The 20,923-nt window shown below is 70.4% G+C and carries 22 protein-coding genes and 1 pseudogene; 15 read left to right on the top strand and 8 right to left on the bottom strand.

From position 1 onward, the window contains the following. Positions 1-6 precede the first annotated feature (6 nt). Both STSP_RS35645 and STSP_RS35640 read left to right on the top strand, forming a co-directional pair. Positions 7-657: a hypothetical protein gene (locus tag STSP_RS35645; protein WP_067285318.1), complete on the top strand. Its 651-nt coding sequence runs from the start codon at positions 7-9 to the stop codon at positions 655-657. A 116-nt stretch (positions 658-773) separates the two neighbouring features. Beyond that, positions 774-1,196 carry an acyl-CoA thioesterase gene (locus STSP_RS35640; RefSeq protein ID WP_067285316.1) on the top strand — a complete coding sequence of 141 codons (423 nt, stop codon included), beginning with the start codon at positions 774-776 and terminating at the stop codon, positions 1,194-1,196. A gap of 37 nt (positions 1,197-1,233) precedes the next feature. Here STSP_RS35640 and STSP_RS35635 read toward each other — a convergent pair. Continuing rightward, a pseudogene (locus STSP_RS35635) lies at positions 1,234-2,341 on the bottom strand (DUF4037 domain-containing protein). Positions 2,342-2,548: 207 nt separating this feature from the next. Between STSP_RS35635 and STSP_RS35630 the strand changes: the two are divergent. Continuing rightward, a complete protein-coding gene (locus STSP_RS35630) occupies positions 2,549-2,812 on the top strand; it encodes a DUF1876 domain-containing protein (RefSeq protein ID WP_067285314.1) in 264 nt (87 codons plus the stop codon). 81 nt (positions 2,813-2,893) lie between these two features. Here the strand turns inward: STSP_RS35630 and STSP_RS35625 are convergent, their stop codons facing one another. From STSP_RS35625 to STSP_RS35595, 7 genes are all read right to left on the bottom strand, one after another. Next, entirely contained in the window at positions 2,894-4,282 is a 1,389-nt protein-coding gene (locus STSP_RS35625) for an 8-oxoguanine deaminase (protein ID WP_067285312.1), read from the bottom strand. 32 nt (positions 4,283-4,314) lie between these two features. Beyond that, on the bottom strand, positions 4,315-5,232 hold the full coding sequence (gene pucL, locus STSP_RS35620) for a factor-independent urate hydroxylase (RefSeq protein WP_067285310.1): 918 nt from the start codon (positions 5,230-5,232) through the stop codon (positions 4,315-4,317). Positions 5,233-5,234: 2 nt separating this feature from the next. Further along, on the bottom strand, positions 5,235-5,630 hold the full coding sequence (gene uraH / locus STSP_RS35615; RefSeq protein ID WP_067285308.1) for a hydroxyisourate hydrolase: 396 nt from the start codon (positions 5,628-5,630) through the stop codon (positions 5,235-5,237). Next, a complete protein-coding gene (uraD, locus tag STSP_RS35610; protein ID WP_067285306.1) occupies positions 5,627-6,157 on the bottom strand; it encodes a 2-oxo-4-hydroxy-4-carboxy-5-ureidoimidazoline decarboxylase in 531 nt (176 codons plus the stop codon). Before uraD ends, uraH begins: the two co-directional genes overlap by 4 nt. A gap of 163 nt (positions 6,158-6,320) precedes the next feature. Beyond that, entirely contained in the window at positions 6,321-6,698 is a 378-nt protein-coding gene (locus STSP_RS35605; protein WP_067285304.1) for a helix-turn-helix domain-containing protein, read from the bottom strand. Further along, positions 6,695-6,946 (bottom strand): hypothetical protein, encoded by a 252-nt coding sequence (locus STSP_RS35600; protein WP_067285303.1) that lies wholly within the window; start codon positions 6,944-6,946, stop codon positions 6,695-6,697. The genes STSP_RS35605 and STSP_RS35600 overlap by 4 nt, the downstream gene beginning before the upstream one ends. A 105-nt stretch (positions 6,947-7,051) precedes the next feature. Beyond that, positions 7,052-7,846 carry an SGNH/GDSL hydrolase family protein gene (locus tag STSP_RS35595; protein WP_067285301.1) on the bottom strand — a complete coding sequence of 265 codons (795 nt, stop codon included), beginning with the start codon at positions 7,844-7,846 and terminating at the stop codon, positions 7,052-7,054. Positions 7,847-8,269: 423 nt separating this feature from the next. Here STSP_RS35595 and STSP_RS35590 point away from each other — a divergent pair, with 423 nt between their 5' ends. The 12 genes from STSP_RS35590 to STSP_RS35535 all read left to right on the top strand — a co-directional run bounded on the left by STSP_RS35590 (position 8,270) and on the right by STSP_RS35535 (position 20,892). Next, entirely contained in the window at positions 8,270-9,319 is a 1,050-nt protein-coding gene (locus STSP_RS35590; protein ID WP_198547516.1) for a lytic transglycosylase domain-containing protein, read from the top strand. 71 nt (positions 9,320-9,390) lie between these two features. Next, positions 9,391-10,506: an RNA polymerase sigma factor gene (locus STSP_RS35585; RefSeq protein WP_107441501.1), complete on the top strand. Its 1,116-nt coding sequence runs from the start codon at positions 9,391-9,393 to the stop codon at positions 10,504-10,506. 134 nt (positions 10,507-10,640) lie between these two features. After that, positions 10,641-11,594, top strand: a complete 954-nt coding sequence (locus STSP_RS35580) for an ABC transporter ATP-binding protein (protein WP_067285296.1) — start codon at positions 10,641-10,643, stop codon at positions 11,592-11,594. After that, positions 11,591-12,361: an MlaE family ABC transporter permease gene (locus tag STSP_RS35575; protein ID WP_067285294.1), complete on the top strand. Its 771-nt coding sequence runs from the start codon at positions 11,591-11,593 to the stop codon at positions 12,359-12,361. Before STSP_RS35580 ends, STSP_RS35575 begins: the two co-directional genes overlap by 4 nt. Before the next feature lie 3 nt (positions 12,362-12,364). Beyond that, the gene (locus tag STSP_RS35570) at positions 12,365-13,192 is read left to right on the top strand and encodes an MlaE family ABC transporter permease (protein WP_067285292.1); all 828 of its coding nucleotides are present in this window, start codon (positions 12,365-12,367) and stop codon (positions 13,190-13,192) included. Positions 13,193-13,257: 65 nt separating this feature from the next. Further along, positions 13,258-14,508 (top strand): MCE family protein, encoded by a 1,251-nt coding sequence (locus STSP_RS35565; protein WP_067285422.1) that lies wholly within the window; start codon positions 13,258-13,260, stop codon positions 14,506-14,508. Further along, positions 14,505-15,554 carry an MCE family protein gene (locus STSP_RS35560; RefSeq protein ID WP_067285290.1) on the top strand — a complete coding sequence of 350 codons (1,050 nt, stop codon included), beginning with the start codon at positions 14,505-14,507 and terminating at the stop codon, positions 15,552-15,554. Before STSP_RS35565 ends, STSP_RS35560 begins: the two co-directional genes overlap by 4 nt. Positions 15,555-15,649: 95 nt before the next feature. Then, positions 15,650-16,633 carry an MCE family protein gene (locus STSP_RS35555; RefSeq protein ID WP_067285419.1) on the top strand — a complete coding sequence of 328 codons (984 nt, stop codon included), beginning with the start codon at positions 15,650-15,652 and terminating at the stop codon, positions 16,631-16,633. After that, a complete protein-coding gene (locus STSP_RS35550) occupies positions 16,630-17,787 on the top strand; it encodes an MCE family protein (RefSeq protein WP_067285288.1) in 1,158 nt (385 codons plus the stop codon). The genes STSP_RS35555 and STSP_RS35550 overlap by 4 nt, the downstream gene beginning before the upstream one ends. Beyond that, positions 17,784-19,073 carry an MCE family protein gene (locus STSP_RS35545; protein ID WP_067285286.1) on the top strand — a complete coding sequence of 430 codons (1,290 nt, stop codon included), beginning with the start codon at positions 17,784-17,786 and terminating at the stop codon, positions 19,071-19,073. Before STSP_RS35550 ends, STSP_RS35545 begins: the two co-directional genes overlap by 4 nt. Then, positions 19,070-20,344, top strand: a complete 1,275-nt coding sequence (locus STSP_RS35540) for an MCE family protein (protein ID WP_067285284.1) — start codon at positions 19,070-19,072, stop codon at positions 20,342-20,344. Before STSP_RS35545 ends, STSP_RS35540 begins: the two co-directional genes overlap by 4 nt. Next, positions 20,341-20,892, top strand: a complete 552-nt coding sequence (locus STSP_RS35535) for a hypothetical protein (protein ID WP_232789931.1) — start codon at positions 20,341-20,343, stop codon at positions 20,890-20,892. Before STSP_RS35540 ends, STSP_RS35535 begins: the two co-directional genes overlap by 4 nt. Positions 20,893-20,923 lie beyond the last annotated feature (31 nt).

Raw genomic sequence — 20,923 nt, 5'->3', positions numbered from 1 at the left:
GGGGGCGTGGCCAGACCGCCGACCGCCGCGCAGCGGCGCATCATCGAGGCGGCCGATCCCGCGACCGGCCGCCTCAGGGGGACGGAGACGCAGCTTGCGGGCCTGGTACGGCTGCGGCTCGCGTTCCGGCACCCGCGGCCGCCGCATGACTACTTCCTGACGCCCGCCGGCCACCGGCTGCGCGAGCAGCCGGAGACGCCGGATCGTACGCCGGGTCGTACGGAGGAGCGGGCACCCGTACCGAAGCAGGCGCCGGGCGTGTTCGCCGCACGCGTCGGCGGCGAGGAGGCGCCCGAGGGCGACGGGCAGGCCCGGGTCCATGAGGTGCGCAGCGCCTGGCAAGGACTGGTCGAGATGCGCCGGATCACCAATCCGGACGGCTCGACCGACCGACCCTGTGGCTGGGAGCGCGCCCATCTGGTGCAGGCCGCGGCGCTGTGCCTGGAGGCGGCGGACTGCCCGCCCGCGACCCCGGACAGCGAGGGTTACCGCGTCAGCAGCACCCCGCAGCCGGAGGCTGTCGCCGTACGCCATCCCGCCCCGGACGGCCGCCGGGCCTGCGCGGCCGCGCTGGAGCAGGCCGGATGGCAGGTGAGCGAGCACACGGAACCGCGCACGGGCGTCCGCTATCTGCTCGCGTCACCGCGGCGCCTGTAAGGGACGGTGCATGTGAGGCCGGACGGCCCGCCCTCTCACGCGAACGGCTCCCCTCCGGGACGGCTGTACGGTACAAACGATGGGTAAGCAAGCGCTCAGCCGCCGAAGGGGAAGCCGTGACAGACCCGTTCTCCGTGCGCGTCGTCGTGCGCGGATACGAGACCGACACCCAGGGCCATCTGAATCAGAGCGTGTACCTGCAGTACGCGGAGCACGCCCGCTGGTCGCTGCTGCAGCACGCGGGCATCCGGCAGAGCGACATGCTGGAGAAGGGCGTGGGACCGGCCACGCTGGAGACGACCATCCGCTACCTCCGCGAGCTGCGCGCCGGCGATGAGGTCGACGTGAGCTGCGCGTTCCTCTGGGGCAAGGGCAAGATCCTCCGCGTCGAGCAGACGATCCGGACGACGGACGGCACGACGGCCGCCGAAGTGACGTCCGTCGTCGGGCTGCTGGACCTCAGGGAGCGCAGGCTGGTGCGGGATCCGCGCGAGTACTTCCGGGCGCTGGCCGACCGCCCCGAAGAGCTGGGTCTCTGACGGGGCCGCTGGTCAGGCAAGGGCATTCACGGCTGCGTCAGGCGAGGGCGTTCACGGCCGCACGGATCGATCCCTGCTGCCCGATGAAGTCGGTGCTGTCCGCCCACTGGTCCACGCCGCCGGTCAGCGGCAGGGACCGCAGGTCCGGGTCGGTGACGGTGTCCGCCAGTGCCCGGGCGAACCGTTCGGCGTGCAGGACGAGGAAGGGCCGCGAGTGGTAGCGGCGGCGCTCCGGGGCCACCGGACGCGCGAGCCCGGTCTCGTTCTGCAGGGCGGCGACCGTCTCGTACGCGTCGCACAGGTGGCGTTCCCGCTCCGGATACTCCGTCGCCGCCAGGGCGCCGCGCAGCGAGGGGGCGAGGGCGTCGGCCACGGCGAGCTGGGCGAACGCGCTGCCCAGCCACTTGCTGTACGGCGCGTACCTGCGCTCGAGCAGCAGGCTCAGCCGCATCAGGTCGCGTACGAGCCGGGCGGCGACCACCGCTGAGCCGAGCTCGTCCCCCACTTCGGCGCAGCGCCCCACGAACGCCTCCTCCTGGGAGAGCCTCTGCCATTGGCAGGCCAGCAGATGGCGCCACACCTGGTCCGGGTACCACTCCAGGCGCCGCCGCGCGGCCGTGAGCTCCCCGAGCCCGTCGTGGTACACCGCGCCGGACGTGACCTCGGCGAGCTTCTGCTGCGGCATCACCAGCCAGTCGCGGGCGGCCGGTTCACCGGCCAGCGGGTCGACGCCGAGCTGTGCGGTCAGCCAGCCGCGGGTGTCGCCCAGCTCGACCCGGTGATCGACCGGGCCGTCCGTCGGTTCCATGTGGCCGGACACCGGGTCCAGCGGATCGTCGTCCCGGCGGCGGAAGTGTGTGGGCCAGCCGCGTACCTGCTTCGGGAGCCGGTCCGCGAGGAGCCGGTGGACGGCGGCGGCGCCTGCCGCCGCGTCCTCGGGCGCGAGGAACAGCTGCAGCCGCGGACCCCACTCGTGGTCCGCCGACCGTGCCGTGTCGAAGCCGAGCACCCGAGCCCGTACCGACCCGGGCGGCGGTGTACCGCAGGCCGGGACACTCCTCCGCCAGGAGAGGCCGCGCCGCCTCTTCGTACAGGATCCGCGACAGCTCGAGGCCGGGAAGGAACGTGGCGTCAGTCGTCGTCATGTGGTCACTGTGCTGGCGCCGGACGGGTGCGGCCACCGAATATCGGCGGCTGTCACGGGGACGCCTCCCGGCGGGGCGGTGGCCACAAGATCGCCATCGGACCGTCGTTCCCTCTGGCCTGGTCGCGCGGTCCGGCGCACGCTGGGAGTACGAGGCTGCAGAACCGGGACACGCCCGGGGCCCCGCCCCCGTACAGAGGTGATCACGATGGACAAGCAGTGGAACGTGAAGGTCTACATCTCCGAGGAGGGCGACAACACGCGCGCCCGCGCCGTGCTCGACACCCCCGAGACGCACGAGGTCACCGGCACCGGGGTGGCCAGGCGGAATCCCATCGACCGGCCGGTGGCGGAGATCGGCGACGAGCTGGCCGCCAGTCGCGCCCTGGAGGATCTCGCCGTCCGGCTGCACGACGTGGCGTCCGACGACATCGTGCAGTTCAGCGGGCCTGCGGAGGCTCAGGGGCGGTGACCTTCGGCAGCCGGGTGAGCACGCCGGGGAGCGCGGTCGTGCACGCGCGCTCCCCGGACACGGGGTAGACGGACCGCCGGATCACCCCTCCGCGGCGATCCGCGCGAGGCGCTGTGCCTCGTCTCGCGTGGAGCGGGCGACGGCGTCCTCGTCGACGTGCAGCAGCCGGCTGTTCTCGACGACCGGGCGGCCGCCGACGAGTGAGAGCGTGACCGGGGCCGCGGCGCCGAAGACGAGGGCGGTCACCGGGTCGGCGATCGACGCGTGGGCGAGCGTGTCGAGCTTCCAGAGCACCAGGTCGGCGAGCTTGCCCGGCTCCAGGGAGCCGATCTCGGCGGCCCGGCCCAGGACCTGGGCACCCCCGTACGTGCCGAGGCGCAGCGCCTGGCGCGCGTTCAGGGCGGCTTCCCGGTGCGGACCGAGGCGGTTGATCAGCAGCGCGTTGCGCAGCTCGGTGTGGAGCTCACCCGACTCGTTGGACGCGGTACCGTCCACGCCCAGACCGACCGGGACACCGGCCGCGAGCATGTCGGGCACGCGCGCGATCCCGGCGGCCAGCCGGGCGTTGGACGACGGGCAGTGGGCGACCCCCGTCCGCGTACGGGCGAACGCGGCGATGTCGGAGTCGTTCATGTGGACGCAGTGCGCCATCCACACGTCCTCGCCGAGCCAGCCGGTCGACTCGAAATAGTCCGTCGGCCCCATGCCGAACAGCTCGTGGCAGAACTTCTCCTCCTCCACCGTCTCGCTGCCGTGGGTGTGCAGGCGCACCCCCTTGCGGCGGGCCAACTCCGCGCCCTGCCTGAGGAGTTCCGTGGTGACCGAGAAGGGCGAGCACGGGGCGACCGCGATCTGCGTCATCGCGCCGAACGACGGGTCGTGGTGGCGGTCGACGGTCTCCTCGGTCGCGGCCAGCGCGCCCTCGAGGGTCTCGACCGCGAAGTCCGGCGGCAGTCCGCCGTCCGACGCGCCGCGGTCCATGGAGCCGCGGGCGAGGGTGAAGCGGACGCCCGTCTCGCGGGCAGCGCGGATGATCGCGCCGGAGAGGTCGCCGGAGCCGCGCGGATAGACGTAGTGGTGGTCCATGGCGGTGGTGACGCCGCCGCGGGCCATCATGGCGAGGGATCCCTGCGCGGCCGCGTACACCATGGGCTCGTCGATGCGCGCCCAGGTCGGGTAGAGGGCGACGAGCCAGTCGAAGAGGTTGTGGTCGGTGGCCAGGCCGCGGGTGATCCACTGGTAGAAGTGGTGGTGCGTGTTGACCAGGCCCGGGGTGGCCAGGTGGCCGGTGCCGTCGATGCGGCGGACCACGTTCTCCAGGCCCTCCGGGGCCCTGCCCGGGCCCACGGACTCGATCGTGTCGCCGGCCACGACGACGTGGCCGGTGGCGTACTCGGTGTCGTCCGCGTCGACGGTCGCGACGGCGCAGTTCTCGATGACGATGCGCTCGACGTGATGCGCAACTGCCACGGCAGGGCTCCTGGATGCCTAGAGGTTGATGCCTAGAGGTTGGTGAGGTCCACCGGGATGTGCGCCTCGCACCCGTCCCGCAGGATGGTCGCCTCGATGAGGCCGTAGGGACGGTCGGCGGCGAAGTACACCTCGTTGTCGTTCTTCAGGCCGAACGGCTCGAGGTCGACGAGGAAGTGGTGCTTGTTCGGAAGGGAGAAGCGGACCTCGTCGATCTCGCCGCGGTTGTCGATGATCCGCGCGCCCATCGCGTAGAGGGTCTGCTGCAGCGACAGCGAGTACGTCTCCGCGAAGGCCTCCAGCATGTGCTTCTTGACCTGCTCGTACGACGTGTCCCAGTCGGGTGCCGTCTCCTCGTCTCCGGTCCAGTTGAACCGCCAGCGGCCGGAGACCTGCGTGGCGAGGATGCGGTCGTACGCCTCGGGGAGCGTCGTGTACGTGTCCTTGACGTAGCCCCAGAACTCGGAGTTCGTCGAGTTCATCACGACGAGGTCCTTGAGGCCGGAGACGACCTCCCACGTCTCGCCGTCGAAGGTGATCTGCGCGAGGCGGGTCTCCTGCCCCTTGCGTACGAAGGAGTGCCGGGCCTCACCGGACGTCTCGATGCGCTCCCAGGCGTACTCCTCGATACGGATGCGTGCCCGGTGGATCGGCTCCTGCGAGGTCACGAAGTGCCGGGCGAGGTGGATGCCGAACTGCTCCGCGGACTCGATGCCGTGCTCCTTGGCGAACGCGTACACCGTGTTCTTGGTGGTGTCGGTCGGCAGGACGTTCGCGTTGGAGCCGGAGTAGTGCACGTCGTCCATGTCGCCGGAGAGCGACACGGACACGTTGAGGTCCTTGATGTGGTGCGTCGCGCCGTCCCGCACGATCCTGACGACGCGGTTCTCGGCCTTGCCGTACTGGTTCTGTCCCAACACAGGGCGGGAAGGGCGGGAATTGACTGCCATCGCTAGCTCCCTCGGTATACGGAGTAGCCGTACGGGTTGAGCAGCAGCGGTACGTGGTAGTGCTCGCCCGGCACGACGGCGAACGTGATCGCCACCTCCGGGAAGAACACCCCAGGCCCGCTGTCCCGATTCGCGGGGGCGTCCTGCTGCGCCTCGGCTTGCTTCTTCTCGAAGTACGGTTCGACGGCGAAGTCGAGCCGTACGTGGGTGGTGCCTTCCGGCAGCGCCGGGAGGTCCTTGCAGCGCCCGTCCGCGTCGGTAGCGGAGCCGCCGAGCTCCTGCCACTCCGCGTCCCGGCCGCTGCGGGAGGCCAGCTGGACGGCGACGCCCGCAGCGGGGCGGCCGATGCTGGTGTCCAGGATGTGCGTGGACACCGAGGCGGTGGTGTCGGTGCTCATGCCGTGCCCTCTTCGAGGAGTCGGGTCAGCCGGATGCGGTTGATCTTGCCCAGTTCGGTGCGGACGATGTCCCGCTCCTGCTCGGGCGAGTTGCCGATCCGGGTCTTCACAGCGTCCCGCATCTGCTCGCCGGTCAGGCCCGTGGCGCAGATCAGGAAGACGTGGCCGAACCTGTCCTGGTACGCCAGGTTCAGTTCGAGCATCTCGGCCCTGAGCTCGTCGGAGGCTCCGGCCATGCCCCGCTGTTCGCGTGAGGAGGCCGGATCGCCCGGCTTGGGACGGCCGATGGGCGGGTGGCCCGCCATCGCCTCCTCCAGGTCCGCGGTGGTGAGCCCGGCCATGGCGGCGTCACTCGCGGCGAGGAGATCCTCCGCGCTGACGAAGGGACGCCGGGCGAGCAGCGCGCTGCCCCACGCCGATGAGGCGCACAGCTCGTGGAGGACGGCGGCGGCCTCGGCCTCGGGCAGGGCGTTGAAACGGGCCAGGCCGTCTGCTTCCGGACCAGGTGTCGTCGGACTCGAAGTCACGGGGATGCCTCCGTGGCCTTGATACGGGACGGGCTGGATTAACCCAATACCGTCGACGACCTCATGTCAACAGTTTGTTGAATTCGAGGGGGTCGGCGTTGATCAAGGCAGCGTCAGCGTTGGTCAAGGCCGCCTACTGGCGCCGGGAATACTGACGCTGGGCCTACTGGCGCTGGGCGCCGTAATCCCTGTTCAGGTAGTTGTAGACGGTGAAGCGGCTCACCCCGAGCGCGCTCGCCACCGTCTCGACGCCGTGCCGTACGGAGAACGCACCCCGGGCCTCCAGCGCCTTCACGACCTGCTGCTTCTCCTTGCGGTCGAGCTGGGCGAGCGGTCTGCCGTGCTTGCGCTCCAGCGCGGCCAGGATGTGGTCCAGCGAGTCGGCGAGCTGCGGCAGCCGTACGGCGACCACGTCCCGGCCCTCCCAGGCGAGCACGACGTCGTCATCGCCCGCCTGGTCCGGCGGGACCATCTCGCCGCCCATCGCGTCCACGAGGGGCTTGACCGCGGCGATGAAGGGGTCGTCTCCGATGCCGGTCACCGATCACCCTCCCCGATCACGTTGATCTGCAGGGAGATCCGGGTCGCGCCCGCCTCCAGGGTCTTGCGCAGCAGTGCGTCGACCGAGGTGAGGACGGCGTCCACGCCACCCTCCGCCGTGTTGCCGAACGGTCCGACATCGACGGCGTCCAGATCGGCCCCCTCGATGACCTCGCGCGCCACCAGGGCGTGCCGCGGCGTCTCGTCCAGATCGAAGGGCTCGGTCGTGAACTCCACTTTCAATCGCACTGTGCCCCCATTGGCATCCGCTGTGGTCTGCCGGCGCGCCCCGGCCGCCCCGAGACCGACCTTAACGGACTCCGCCCACGGAATCCTCCGAGGTCGGACGCCGAGTCACGCCCTGGCCCTGAAGACCGGCAGATACCCGAGGGCCTGGCCGTCCTGGTTGGGGTGGTACGAGTTACCGACAGGGACGGTCAGACTGTGCAGCCACGCGTCGCCCGAGCAGATCTCATGTCCGGTGAAGGCGCCCCGGACGTCGCCGAAGGTGAAGCCGTACGCCGCGGCGCGGGCCGATATCACGGAGTTCAGCTGGTCCGACGCGGCGTTGAGGGCGGCGCGCTCGCTCTCCCGCAGCCCGACGATGCAGGTGCCGTTGAGCATGTAGAGGCGGGGATAACCCATCACGACGACACGGGCGTTCGGCGCCCTGGTCTTGATGGTCGCGTACAGCGTGTTGAGCCTGCCGGGCAGCAGGCTGGACATCTGGGACCGGGCGGTCGCCACGGCCGACAGGCAGCTCTCCTCGCCCTCGAGGATGCAGGTGGTCATGACGTCGGCGAAGCCCACGTCGTTGCCGCCCGCGCTGACGCTGATCAGGCCGGTGCCGGCGCCCAGCGGCGCGAGCTGCCCGCTGATCACGGTCGTTGTGGTGGCTCCGGAACAGGCGGTGAAGGAGAAGGACGAGGGGCTGTTGGCGGCGGCCCACAGCGCGGGATACGCGTTGGCACTGCGCTTGCAGTCACCGCTGTCGCCGTAGTCGCCAGCTCCGGTTCCGGACGAGTAGCTGTCGCCCAGCGCGACATACGCGGGGGCGGCGGCTGCGGCCTGCTGAGCACCCATCAGAACACTGGTGAGCGCGAGGAGCAGAGCCGCGACGACCGATGACGATCTGCGGAACAACTTCATGAAAGCTCCTGGAGTGAGGAAAACGCCCTGTTTGCTCCTGTTTCTGAATCCCTTTCAGAGGCCCGGGGCGGGCCTGCGGACCTGGAAAGATGACGGGCTCATGACAAAACGCGGTGCAAGGAAGTTGCATCGCGCTGTGCCGTGCTGGACCGTACTGCAGCAGATCAGGCCGCGTCTACGCGCATGGACAAAGTCAGTTGCACTGAATGCGGCCGATGCAAGTCGTCTTGCGATCGCGAACGCGCGATCGACAATTCGGGCGACGGACCCGCTCCTCATCTCCGTAAAGCAGATGACGGAAGCCGTGCCGTCTCTCATCTGCGGTGCGGCGACGCGACAGGGAGGGGCTGCTGCGCCATGGCAGGACGCACACGAAGAGGGACCGCAAGAGGAGTCAGGGGAACGGCGATCGCGGCTGCGGCCATGGCCGTGCTGACCACGTCCCAGGCTCCCGGGGCGGTGGCGCGGACGTCGGAGTCCGCCCCCCGGAGCGCGGCGGAACGCGGTCCGAGCATCTCCGGGGACACGCCGTTCCGCGCCGAACTCCCGCCGCTGCGGGCGCGGGACGGCTCGGGCACGTCATCGGCGCAGGGCCCGTCGGCAGAGGGCTCGTCCGCGGGGGGCGGGGCGCTGCCGGCGACGGTTTTCGCGGCATACCGGCATGCGGAGTCGGAACTCGCGCGTACCGCGCCCGGTTGCCATCTGCGGTGGCAGCTACTCGCCGCCATCGGGCAGGTGGAGTCCGGACAGGCGCGCGGCGGCCGCGTGACCGCGGACGGTACGACACGGGCACCGATCCTCGGGCCGCGGCTGGACGGCAACGGGTTCGCTCTCATCCGGGACAGCGACGGCGGCGCGTACGACGGGGACACCGTGTACGACCGGGCGGTCGGCCCGATGCAGTTCATCCCGTCGACCTGGGCGGCGTGGGGCGCGGACGGCAACGGCGACGGACGCGCCGACCCGCACAACATCTACGACGCGGCACTCGCCGCGGGCCGCTATCTGTGCGCGGGCGGGCGCGATCTCTCCCAGCCGGGCGACCTGGACCGGGCGATCCTCGGCTACAACCACTCGAGGGCCTACCTGCGTACGGTCAGGGCCTGGTTCGCGTACTTCCTCGAGGGGCACCAGGTGGTGCCGGACGACCCCGCCGCGTCCGACGCGAGAGGGAAGAAGAAGACGTCGGAGAAGGAGCGCGCCAAGGGCTCGCACGCGTCCTCGCGGCCGGAGCCCCGCCCCGGCGGTGCATCGGGCACACCGTCATCCCCCACGCCCAAACCCTCGTCACCCTCGCCCTCGCCCTCGAAGACCCGCCCGGCGGAGGAGACGGAGGAGCCTGCACTGCCCCTTCCGGAGCCCACCCTCACCCTGCCCGGAGACGGAGTGCTGATAGAGGAAGAGCCGCTGGCCAGCAACGGTAAGGACTCGATGAGGGCCTCCCCCTCCACAACCGCTGATACCGGGCGGTAATGTCGCCACCCGCCGGGCACAGCACGGGACGACCGGCGGGTGAGCGCGAAGGGGCCCTCATGGCGACGGACATGCATCCTGAGTCTGCGGACGGGGCGGGTGAAGAAGGGCCCGAAGGACCGGACGTGGACCGGGACCGCTGGCAGCGCATGTGGAGCCACCGCGAGCAGCTGCTCAAGGTGGCCCGCCGCCGTTCGCTCAGCCCGGAGGACGCCGAGGACGCCGTACACGAGGCGATGCTGCGCGCCGCGGAGCGGCCGGATCTCGACGACGAGCGGCTCGGGGCCTGGCTGACGACCGTGACGATGCGGCTGTGCATCGACCGCCATCGGCAGGTCAACCGCGAGGCCGAGGTGCGCACCAGCCCCACACTCGTCACGCCCGGTCCCGTGCCCGTCGAGGAGGCGGTGTGCGACCGGGCGGAGGCCAGGTGGCTGGCCGTCCGCAGCAATGAGCTGCCCGCACGCCAGGCGGAGGCGATCTGGCTGAAGTCCGAGGACCTGGACGTCGGGCAGGTCGCCGTCAAGATGGGGCTGAGCTACCGGACGGTCGAGTCGCTGCTCGCCCGGGCCCGGCGGACCCTGCGCGCTTCGCTGGCGGCCACGCTGGGTGTCGCCCTCTTCCTGATCGGACGCGGCCGGCCGCGCACCGGCGGCCATGTGCATGTGGTCGCGGTGGCGTCGACGGCGGCGACCCTCGTGGTGGCCGGGTTCGTGCTGCCGTACGCGCACGACTGGGGCGGGGACGGCACGGCGCCGCGGCCGTCCGTCTCGGACACCGCGCAGACCACCGAGGTGAGGGGCACGGACGCGGGCGGCCGGACGCCGGCTCCCGGTGACCGCGGTCTCACGGGGCCGCCGACGGCCGGCGGCGCGGAGGGTACGGGTCCGTCCGGTGACGGGTCGCTGGTGCGGCTGTCCGTTCCGCCCGTCCCGGGGGTCTCCGTGGATCCGCTGCCGACTCTGTCCGCCCCCGCGGTGCCGGACGTGCCGCAGGTGCCCGGGGTGCCCCACGTCCCGTCCGTCCCGTCTGTGCCGTCTGTGCCGTCTGTGCCGTCCTTGCCGGAGGCGTCCGTTCCGGCGGTGCCCGATGCGTCGTCCGTTCCGGCGGTCCCGGAGGTCACGGCGACCCCCGGCGCCTCCGCGCGGGTGGACGCCCCCAGCGCAGGGGACGCGCACCTGCCCTGACCGCACCAGGCCACCGGTTCGTCGGCACCCTGATCCCCATCCGGAAAAAAATTCGGTCACCGCAGCGACGGACGCCCTTCCTCTCCCCGTAGAGCAGATGTCGGAGCTGCTCCACAGGCTGAAGGGTGGACCGGATGGGTGTCGAGATCTGTGTGGAAGGGCTGACCAAGTCCTTCGGACACCAGGTCATCTGGCAGGACGTCTCGCTGACGCTGCCTGCCGGGGAGGTATCGGTGATGCTCGGCCCCTCGGGCACGGGCAAGTCGGTGTTCCTCAAGACGCTCGTCGGGCTGCTCAAGCCGGACCGGGGCTCGATCCGGATCGCGGGCCAGGACATCACCAAGCTGCGTGAGCACGACCTCTACGAGGTGCGGAAGCTCTTCGGCGTGCTGTTCCAGGACGGTGCGCTGTTCGGGTCGATGAATCTCTACGACAACATCGCCTTCCCGCTGCGCGAGCACACCCGTAAGTCCGAGAGCGAGATCCGGCGGATCGTCCTCGAGAAGATGGACATGGTCGGGCTGATCGGCGCCGAGGAGAAGCTGCCGGGTGAGATATCCGGAGGTATGCGGAAAAGGGCGGGTCTGGCGCGGGCCCTCGTGCTCGATCCGGAGATCATCCTCTTCGACGAGCCGGACTCCGGCCTCGACCCGGTGCGCGTCGCGTATCTCAACCAGCTGATCGTCGATCTCAACGCCCAGATCGACGCGACCTTCCTGATCGTCACGCACGACATCGCCTCGGCCCGCCAGGTGCCGGACAACATCGGTCTCCTGTTCCGGCGCGAGCTGGTGATGTTCGGCCCGCGCGAGAAGCTGCTGACCAGCGACGAGCCGGTCGTGCGGCAGTTCCTGAACGGCCGGATGCAGGGGCCGATCGGCATGGCGGAGGAGAAGGACGCCGCCCAGGTCGAGCAGGAGCTGGCGCAGCTCGGGAACGGCGCACACGCCGACTCCGTCAGCCGTACGGAGATGACGCCCCGCCTGCTGCCGGGACCGGGCATCACCCGGCCGCCCCGGTGGCAGGCCATCGCGAGACGCGAGGCGGAACTCCATCCCGTGCACGCCTGGAAGGGAGCGGGCGCATGAGCCTGTCACCGACCGGAGCGCTGCGGCACTCCGGCAGCCTCTTCGCCATGGCCCTGGACGTGCTGCGGACCATGCCCCGACGTCCCTTTCAGCTACGGGAGTTCATCCAGCAGGCCTGGTTCGTCGCCAGCGTCACGATCCTGCCCACGGCGCTCGTCTCCATCCCCTTCGGGGCGGTCATCGCGCTCCAGATCGGCAGCCTGACCCGGCAGCTGGGTGCCCAGTCCTTCTCGGGCGCCGCCTCGGTGCTCGCGGTGCTGCGGGAGGCCTCGCCGATCGTCACCGCACTGCTGATCGCGGGCGCCGGCGGCACGGCGATCTGCGCCGACCTGGGAGCGCGGAAGATCCGCGAGGAGATCGACGCGATGCAGGTCCTTGGCATCGACCCGATCCACCGGCTCGTGGTGCCGCGCGTACTGGCGTCGATGGTGGTGGCCGTGCTGCTCAACGGCCTGGTGTCGGTGGTCGGCGTGGCGGGCGGCTACTTCTTCAACGTCGTCCTGCAGGACGGCACGCCCGGCGCCTATCTGGCCTCCTTCACCACCCTCGCCCAGCTCTCGGACCTGTGGGCGGCCGAGCTGAAGGCGCTGGTGTTCGGGGCGATCGCGGCGATCGTCGCCTCCTACAAGGGGCTGACCGCGAAGGGCGGACCGAAGGGCGTGGGCGACGCGGTGAACCAGTCGGTGGTGATCACCTTCATGTTGCTGTTCGTGACGAACTTCGTGATGACCGCCGTGTACTTCCAGATCGTTCCGCAGAGGGGCTGAGGAATGGCGCTCGTCAACCGTCTCGTGGAGCGTCCGCTGCGCTCCCTGGAGGAGCTGGGCGCCCAGCTCTCCTTCTACGGGCGCTCGCTCGCCTGGACCGGCCGCACCCTGCGCCGCTACAAGAAGGAGGTGCTGCGCCTGCTGGCCGAGGTGAGCTTCGGCCGGGGCGCGCTCGCGGTGATCGGCGGCACGGTCGGCGTCATCGCCTTCCTGTCGTTCTTCACCGGCACCGAGGTGGGCCTCCAGGGCTACGCGGCCCTCAACCAGCTCGGCACGTCCAACTTCGTGGCCTTCCTGTCGGCGTACTTCAACACCCGCGAGATCGCACCGCTGGTGGCCGGGCTCGCGCTGTCCGCGACCGTGGGGGCCGGATTCACCGCCCAGCTCGGCGCGATGCGGATCAGCGAGGAGACGGACGCACTGGAGGTGATGGGTGTCCCGTCGGTGCCGTTCCTGGTGACCACCCGCATGATCGCCGGCTTCGTCGCGGTGATCCCGCTGTACGTGATCGGGCTGCTGTCCTCGTACTTCGCCGCCCGGACCATCACCACCGGCTACTACGGGCAGTCCGCGGGCACCTACGACCACTACTTCCAGCAGTACCTGCCGCCCGTCGACGTGCTGTGGTCGTTCGGCAAGGTGATCGTCTTCGCCATCGTGATCATCCTGGTGCACTGCTACTACGGCTACCACGCGAGCGGCGGCCCGGCGGGCGTCGGCGTCGCGGTGGGCCGCGCGGTGCGCACCTCCATCGTCGCCATCAACGTCCTGGACTTCTTCCTCTCGCTGGCCATCTGGGGCGCCAACACGACCGTACGGATTGCGGGGTAGGGACGATGACGACCATCGCACCCACGCGGAGCCCGAAGGCGAGCCGCCGCAGGGCGGCCGCCAAGGTGAGCAGCACGGTGAGACTGCGCCTGTACGGCATCGTCTTCCTCGCCGTCCTCGCGCTGCTGCTGTCGCTGTCCGTCGCCGTCTACCAGCAGGTGTTCACCTCGGTCGTACGGATCAGCCTGCAGGCCGACACACTGGGCAACCAGCTGGATCCGCGCGCCGACGTCAAGCTGCGCGGCCTGCTGGTCGGCGAGGTGCGCTCGGTGCACTCAGACGGCGAGAAGGCAACGCTCGACATCGCGCTCAAGCCCAAGTACGTCGCGTACATCCCGGCCGACGTGCGGGCGCGGCTGCTGCCCAAGACGCTGTTCGGCGAGAAGTACGTCGACCTGGTTCCGCCGCGCCACTCGACGGCCCGGCCCATCCAGGCCGGGGACGTCATCACCCAGGACCGCACCCGGGCCGGCATCGAGCTGCAGAAGCTGATGAACGACCTGCTGCCGCTGCTGCGCACCGTGAAGCCGGGCGAGCTCAACGCCACCCTGTCCGCGTTCGCGGACGCCCTGGAGGGCCGCGGCGACCGGATCGGCGACAACGTCGTCCGCCTCGACCGCTATCTGCGCCGGCTCAACCCGCACATGCCGTCCATCAAGGAGGACATCTCCCGGTTCGCCGACGTCGCCGAGCTGTACAGCGAGGCGGCGCCCGACCTGATGGAGATCCTCCGCAACACCGTGACCACCAGCCGCACCATCGTCGAGAAGCAGAACCAGCTGGCCGCCGCGCTCACCTCGACCGCGACGGCCGCGCACACCGCGGACGACTTCCTCGGCGCCAACGGCGACCGGCTGATCACCCTCGGCCGGGTCTCCCGCCCCACGCTGGCGCTGTTCGCCCGGTACTCGCCCGAGTACCCCTGCCTCCTCGAAGGCCTCGTGCGGCAGGACAAGGCCGCGGAGGAGAGCTTCAAGGGCGGCAGGTTCCACATCACCCTCGAAGTCGTCCGTCAACGAGACCCGTACGAACCCGGCGAGGAACCGCGCTATGCAGAGCGATCGGGCCCGAACTGCAGAGGCCTGCCCCACCCCCAGGTACCCGCACCGCCCGTCAAACTCAACGACGGCACGAAGCCGTCGGGTTCCGGGGCAGGCGGCCTGGGCGGTCTCACCGTGTCCGCCACCGAGGCCGAGCAGCGCGCCGTCGGCTCGCTCGTGGCCCCCGTCATGGGGGTGCCGGCCGACGAGGTGCCGCCCGTCGCGACCCTGCTGTTCGGCCCCCTGGCCCGGGGAACGGCGGTGAGTGTGGCATGACGGCGGGACGCAGGATCCCAGGGGCCCGGCAGACGGCTGCGCCGCTGGCCAAGTTCGGTCTGTTCACGGCCGTGACGGTGCTGGCGACGGCGCTGCTGGCCGCCACCATCTCCGGCCTCGACATGACGCCCACGCACACGTACCGCGCGGTGTTCAGCGATGTCACCGGCCTGGAGGAGGGCGACGACATCCGGGTGGCCGGTGTGCGGGTCGGCGAGGTGAAGGACATCCGCATCAAGGACCGGACGCTGGCGGAGGTCACCTTCTCGGTCAGCGAGGACCGTCCGCTGCTGGCCAGCACGGGCGCGGTCATCCGCTACCGCAACCTGGTCGGGCAGCGGTACGTCGCGCTCACCGAAGGAGCGGGCGACGGCACCCAGCTCAAGCCGGGCGGCACAATTCCGCTGTCGCGGACCGAGCCCGCGCTGGACCTCAACGCGCTGCTGAACGGCTTCAAGCCGCTGTTCGCCGCGCTCAGCCCGAAGGACGTCAACCAGCTGGCGACCGAGATCATCAAGACCCTCCAGGGCGAGGGCGGCACGGTCAACAGCCTGCTGGCGCACACCGCGTCGCTCACCACGACGCTCGCCGACCGCGACCAGCTGATCGGCTCCGTGATCGACAACCTCAACGACGTACTGGCGACGCTGGACAAGCGCGGCAGCCGCTTCTCCGAGCTGCTCAAGCAGCTGCGGCGTGTCATCTCCGGGCTGGCCGCCGACCGCAAGCCCATCGGTGAGTCGCTGGTGAACATCGGCAGTCTGGCGGATGCCACCTCGGGCCTGCTCCAGGACGCCCGCCCGCCGCTGAAGGACGACATCGCCCAGCTGACCGACCTCACCGGAACCCTGAACAAGAACGAGAAGACCGTGGAGGGCGTCCTGAAGCGGCTGCCGAACAAGCTCAACGCACTGACGGGGACAGCGAGTTACGGCTCCTGGTTCAACTTCTACCTCTGCGACTTCGACGGCCGCATCGTGCTGCCGAAGACCAAGCAGGTGCTCACCCCCGAAATGCACGTCGCGCAGGCGAGGTGCGGCGGATGAAACTGCGGACGAACCTGCGGATGAACCTGCGGACGAAGAGGAACCCGAGCGCGAGGACGTCACCGACGAAGCGGAGGCTGCGTCTGCTCCCCCACGTGACGCCCTTCCGCGAGCGGAACCCCGTGGTGATCGGCGCCGTCGGCCTCACCACGCTCGGGCTGCTGACCGTCGCCGCCTTCAACGCCGACAGCCTCCCGGTGATCGGCAACGGCGAGACGTACAGCGCGGCCTTCGCGGAGGCGGGCGGCCTGAAGCCGGGTGACGAGGTGCGGATCGCCGGCGTGAAGGTGGGCAAGGTCGAGGAGGTCGACCTGGACGGCGACCACGTGAAGGTGGTCTTCAAGGTCAAAGGCGACCCGCAGTTCGGCACCCGGACCGGCGCGGCCATCCGGGTCCAGACCATCCTCGGCGCGAAGTACCTGGCGCTGGAGCCCAAGGGGTCGGGGCAGCTCAGACCCGGCAGCGAGATCCCGCTGAACCGCACCACGCCGGCGTACGACGTCGTGCAGGCGTTCAGCGATCTGGCCACCACGACGGAGAAGGTCGACACCCAGCAGGTCGCGAAGGCCCTGGACACCCTCTCCGCCACCTTCAAGGACTCGCCGGCCGAGGTGCGGGCGTCCATCGATGGCCTGTCGAGGATCTCCCGGACGGTGGCCTCGCGCGACCAGGCGCTGGAGGAGCTCCTCGACCACGCCCACGGGGTGACGGGGGTGCTGGCCGAGCGGTCCAAGGACTTCTCCGCGCTCGTCAAGGACGGAGACGCATTGTTCAAGGAGATCAGCAGGCGCCGACAGGCCATCCACACCCTGCTCAAGAGCTCGGCGGAGCTCGGCGTCCAGCTGTCCGGTCTGGTCGAGGACAACCGCAAGGAGATCGGGCCCGCGCTCAAGGGCCTGAACCAGGTGGTCAGGATGCTGGAACGCAACCAGGCCGCCCTGGACCGCAGTGTCGCCCTGCTCGCGCCGTATGTGCGGGTGTTCACCAACACCCTCGGCAACGGCCGCTGGTTCGACAGCTACGTCCAGAACATGGTCGCCCCCGGCCCGGTCACCCCGCGGACGGGAGGATCGCGATGAAGCGCACCCCCTTCCCGAAGAGCCGCCGGGCCCGCCTGGTCGCCGCGCTCACCGCGGCCGCCCTGGTGGCGTCGCTCGCCGTGGCGCTGTGGCCCAGCTCGGACCCGGTCCGGGTCACGGCGTACTTCCCGCGCACCGTCGGCATCTACCCCGGGTCGGACGTCCGCGTCCTCGGCGTCCGCATCGGCGAGGTCAAGAAAATCACCCCGGAGGGCGACCGGGTCCGGGTGGAGCTCGAGTACGACGAGGGCCGCAAGGTGCCGGCCGACGCCAAGGCCGCCATCATCAACTCCTCCGTCGTCAGCGACCGTTACGTCCAGCTGCTGCCGGTGTACCGGGGCGGGCCGGTGATGCACAGCGGTGCCGTCATCCCCGAGGAGCGCACGGCCGTACCGGTCGAGCTGGACCGTATCTTCGACAGCCTGCACACCACGGCGGAGGCGCTCGGGCCCAAGGGCGCCAACAAGGACGGTTCGCTGTCGCGGCTGCTGGGGGTCAGTGCCGACAACCTGGGCGGGCAGGGCGAGAACATCCACCAGATGGTCGAAGACCTCTCGGAGGCCGTCACCACGCTGTCCGACGGCCGCAAGGACCTGTTCGGCACCGTCCGCAACCTTCAGGTGTTCACGGCCGCGCTGGCGGCGGACGACGAGAACGTGCGGTCGTTCAACACCAGCCTCGCCCAGGTCGCGCAGCAGCTCGCCGACGAGCGCAAGGACCTCGCCGCGGCGCTCCGGAACCTGGCGACGGCGCTGGCCGACGTGTCCGACTTCGTGAAGAACAACAAGAAGGACCTGACGTCCAGCGTGAAGGGCCTCAGCAAGGTCACCAAGGTGCTGGTCACCCAGCGAGCCGCCCTCGCGGAACTGCTGGAGGTCGCCCCGGCCGGTCTGGACAACCTGCACAACGCGGGCAATCCGTCGGCGGGCACCCTCGACACCCGCAACAACCCCGACCACCCCCAGGACCCGGCATCGCTGCTGTGCTCGGTGCTGAAGACGACCGGCGACGCCGGCGGGAAGAACCCCGACTGCCAGGACCTGAAGAAACTCTTCGACTCCCTGCCCGACCTGTCGAAGGCCGGGGCCGCCGTGCCGGCCGGCACGGGCAGCGTCGACAAGACCCTCGGCGGCATTCTGGAGGCCCGCGCATGAACCATCTGCGCAAGGGCGGCATGGCCGCCTGGGTGGCCGTCGGTTCGCTGCTGCTGACCGGCTGCGAGTTCAACGGCTGGTACGACATCCCGCTGCCCGGCGGTGCCGCCGACGACGGGCACGCCTACCACGTCACCGTCGAGTTCCGGGACGTCCTCGACCTGGTGCCGCAGTCGGCCGTGAAGGTCAACAACGTCACGGTGGGCGCCGTCGAGAAGGTGGAGCTGGTGGGCTGGCACGCCCGGGTGCGGCTGCGGGTCGCCGACTCCGTGAAGCTGCCCGGCAACGCGATCGCCGAGCTGCGGCAGACCAGCATGCTCGGCGAGAAGTACGTGGCGCTGTCCGCCCCGCCCGACACCGCGCCCATCGGCCGGCTCCGCGACGGAGACCGCATCCCGCTGTCCCGCAGCGGCCGGAACCCGGAGATCGAGGAGGTGCTGTCCGCCCTGTCCGCGCTCCTCAACGGCGGCGGTGTCGCCCAGCTCAAGACGATCACCGTGGAGCTCAACAAGGCCCTGGAGGGCCGGGAGAACCGAGTCAAGTCCCTGCTCACCGAGCTGGACACGTTCATCGGCGGCCTCGACTCGCAGCGGGCGGAGATCATCCGCGCGCTCAAGGGCGTCGACCGGCTCGCCGAGCGGCTGCGGCAGGAGAAGCAGACGATCGCCGAGTCCGTGGACACCATCCCGCCGGCCCTCAAGGTGCTCGCCGACCAGCGGCGCGATCTGACGAAGATGCTCACGGCCCTGTCGAAGCTGGGAGAGACCGGCACGCGGGTGATCAACGCCTCGCGGAACGACACGGTCGCCAATCTGAAGGCGCTGCAGCCGATCCTCCAGGAGCTGAACAAGGCGGGCGACAACCTGCCCAACTCCCTGGAGCTGCTGACGACGTATCCGTTCCCGCGCAACGTGATGGGCGCGATCAAGGGCGACTACGTCAATCTCAAGGTGACCGCCGACCTCGACCTGTCGAGCATCTACGGCAATCTCACCGACAAGCCCGGCAAGGGCGACGGCGGCTCCGGCAAGCCCGGAACGCCGGACCTTCCGACGGTGCCGGACACGCCGAGCCTCCCGCTGCCCACCTCGCTGCCGGAGAACCCGGTCACGCCCGGCACGCCGTCCTCTCCCGCCACGCCCTCCGCCCCGTCCGGCGGCGATCTGCTGTGTCCTCCGGTGTGCTCCAGCAACTACGCGGGGTACGGCCGGCCCGACGGACACCGCCTGCCCCCGGGGATCGACCTGGAGCTGGCCGAGCTCATGCTGAAGGGGATACAGCCGTGATGACACGTACGGTCAAGGCCCAACTGATCGCCTTCGCCACGGTCACCGCCGTGGGCGTGTCGTACGTCGGCGCCGAGTACACGGGGCTGCAGGACACTCTCCTCGGCCGCGGCTACACGGTGCGGGCCGACTTCGCCGACTCCGGCGGCATCTTCCCGGGCGCCGAGGTCACCTACCGCGGTGTTCCGGTCGGCCGCGTCGGCGATCTGCGGCTGAGCGGCGACAACGGGGTCTCCGTCGGTCTCGACATCGAGGACGGCACGCGGATCCCCGCGGACACGCTGGCAGTCGTCGCGAACCGTTCCGCGGTGGGCGAGCAGTACGTCGACCTGCAGCCGCGCGGCGACTCGGGTCCCTATCTGCTGAACGGCAGCACCATCGCGCGGGACAACACCCGGGTGCCGCTGCCCAACACGGATCTCGTGCTCAGCCTGGACCGGCTGGTCAACTCGGTGGGCAAGGACGACCTGAAGGTCACGGTCGACGAGCTGGGCAAGGCCTTCGCGGGCACGGGACCGCAGCTGAGCCGGCTTGTGGACTCCGGAAACGCGCTCGTCGAGTCGGCCTCCGACTCCCTCCCGGAGACGATCTCGCTGATCGAGGACTCGCGGAAGGTCCTCAAGACGCAGACCGACCAGGGCTCGGCCATCAAGTCGTTCTCCCGCGACCTGGCCACGTTCACCGCACAGCTGAAGGCGAGCGACGGCGACCTGCGCAAGCTGATCGGCAACAGCGCGCCCGCCGCGCAGGAGGTCAACTCGCTGCTGAAGTCGACCCGGACGGACCTGCCCGTGCTGCTGGCGAACCTGATCAGCGGCGGCCAGGTGACGGTGGCGCGGCTGCCCGGAGTGGAGCAGGCCCTGGTGACCTTCCCGGTGGTGGTCGCGGACAGTTACACCGTCATCCCCGGCGACGGCACCACGCACTTCGGACTGGTGCTCAATGCCGACGACCCGCCCGCCTGCACCCAGGGATACGGCACCCAGCGCCGCGCCCCCTCGGACACGAGCACCCGCAAGGCGAACACCAAGGCCCGCTGCACGGCCCCGCGCGGCAGCAAGACGTCGGTACGCGGCGCACAGAACGCGCCCGGCGCGTCGGCCGGTTCGTCCGGCACCAACCAGGCGGCGTACGTGACGCCGTACGACCCGGAGACCAACACCGCGGTCGGCCCGGACGGAACGGCCGTCCAGATCGGCTCGACGGGCGGCGAACAGAGCATGTTCGGAAAGGAGTCGTGGCAATGGCTGCTCGTCGGACCGATGGCATGACAGACAACTTCTTCGTACGGGCGATACGTCCCCTCCGGCGGCTGGCAGCCGGACCCGTGGACGGCACCGGCCGCGGCCGGGCGTGGTCCGCGGGACTCGCCGCGGCGACCGTGGCGACGACGGCGCTCACCGGCTGGCTGAGCGTCCAGCTGTACGAGCAGCACGAGGACGGGCAGCGGCGCCAGGACATCCTGGCCGCGGCCCGCCAGTCGGCGCTGAACTTCACCTCGATCGACTACCGGCACTACGACCGGGACAGCCGGAACGTGCTGAAGAGCGCGACGGGTGACTTCAAGGAGCAGTTCGCGGCGCAGACCGAGGAGCTGACCAAGCTGGTCGCCCAGAACAAGTCGGTGTCCGAGGGCCAGGTCCTCGAAGCCGGCATCACGCGCTCCGACGAGCGCTCGGCCCGGGTCCTGGTGGTCGCCGACAGCAAGGTGACCAACGCGTCGGTGCCGAGCGGCGAATCGCGCACCTACCGGCTGCAGCTCGACCTCAAGCTGGTGGACGGCCGCTGGCTGACGTCCGGCGTGGAGTTCGTCGGCTGACCGCGATCCCGTCCGGCCCCCGGCCGCCCGC

It is taken from the genome of Streptomyces jeddahensis (genome assembly GCF_001642995.1).
GTDB lineage: Bacteria > Actinomycetota > Actinomycetes > Streptomycetales > Streptomycetaceae > Streptomyces > Streptomyces jeddahensis.
This window is presented reverse-complemented; position numbering and strand designations above follow the sequence as displayed.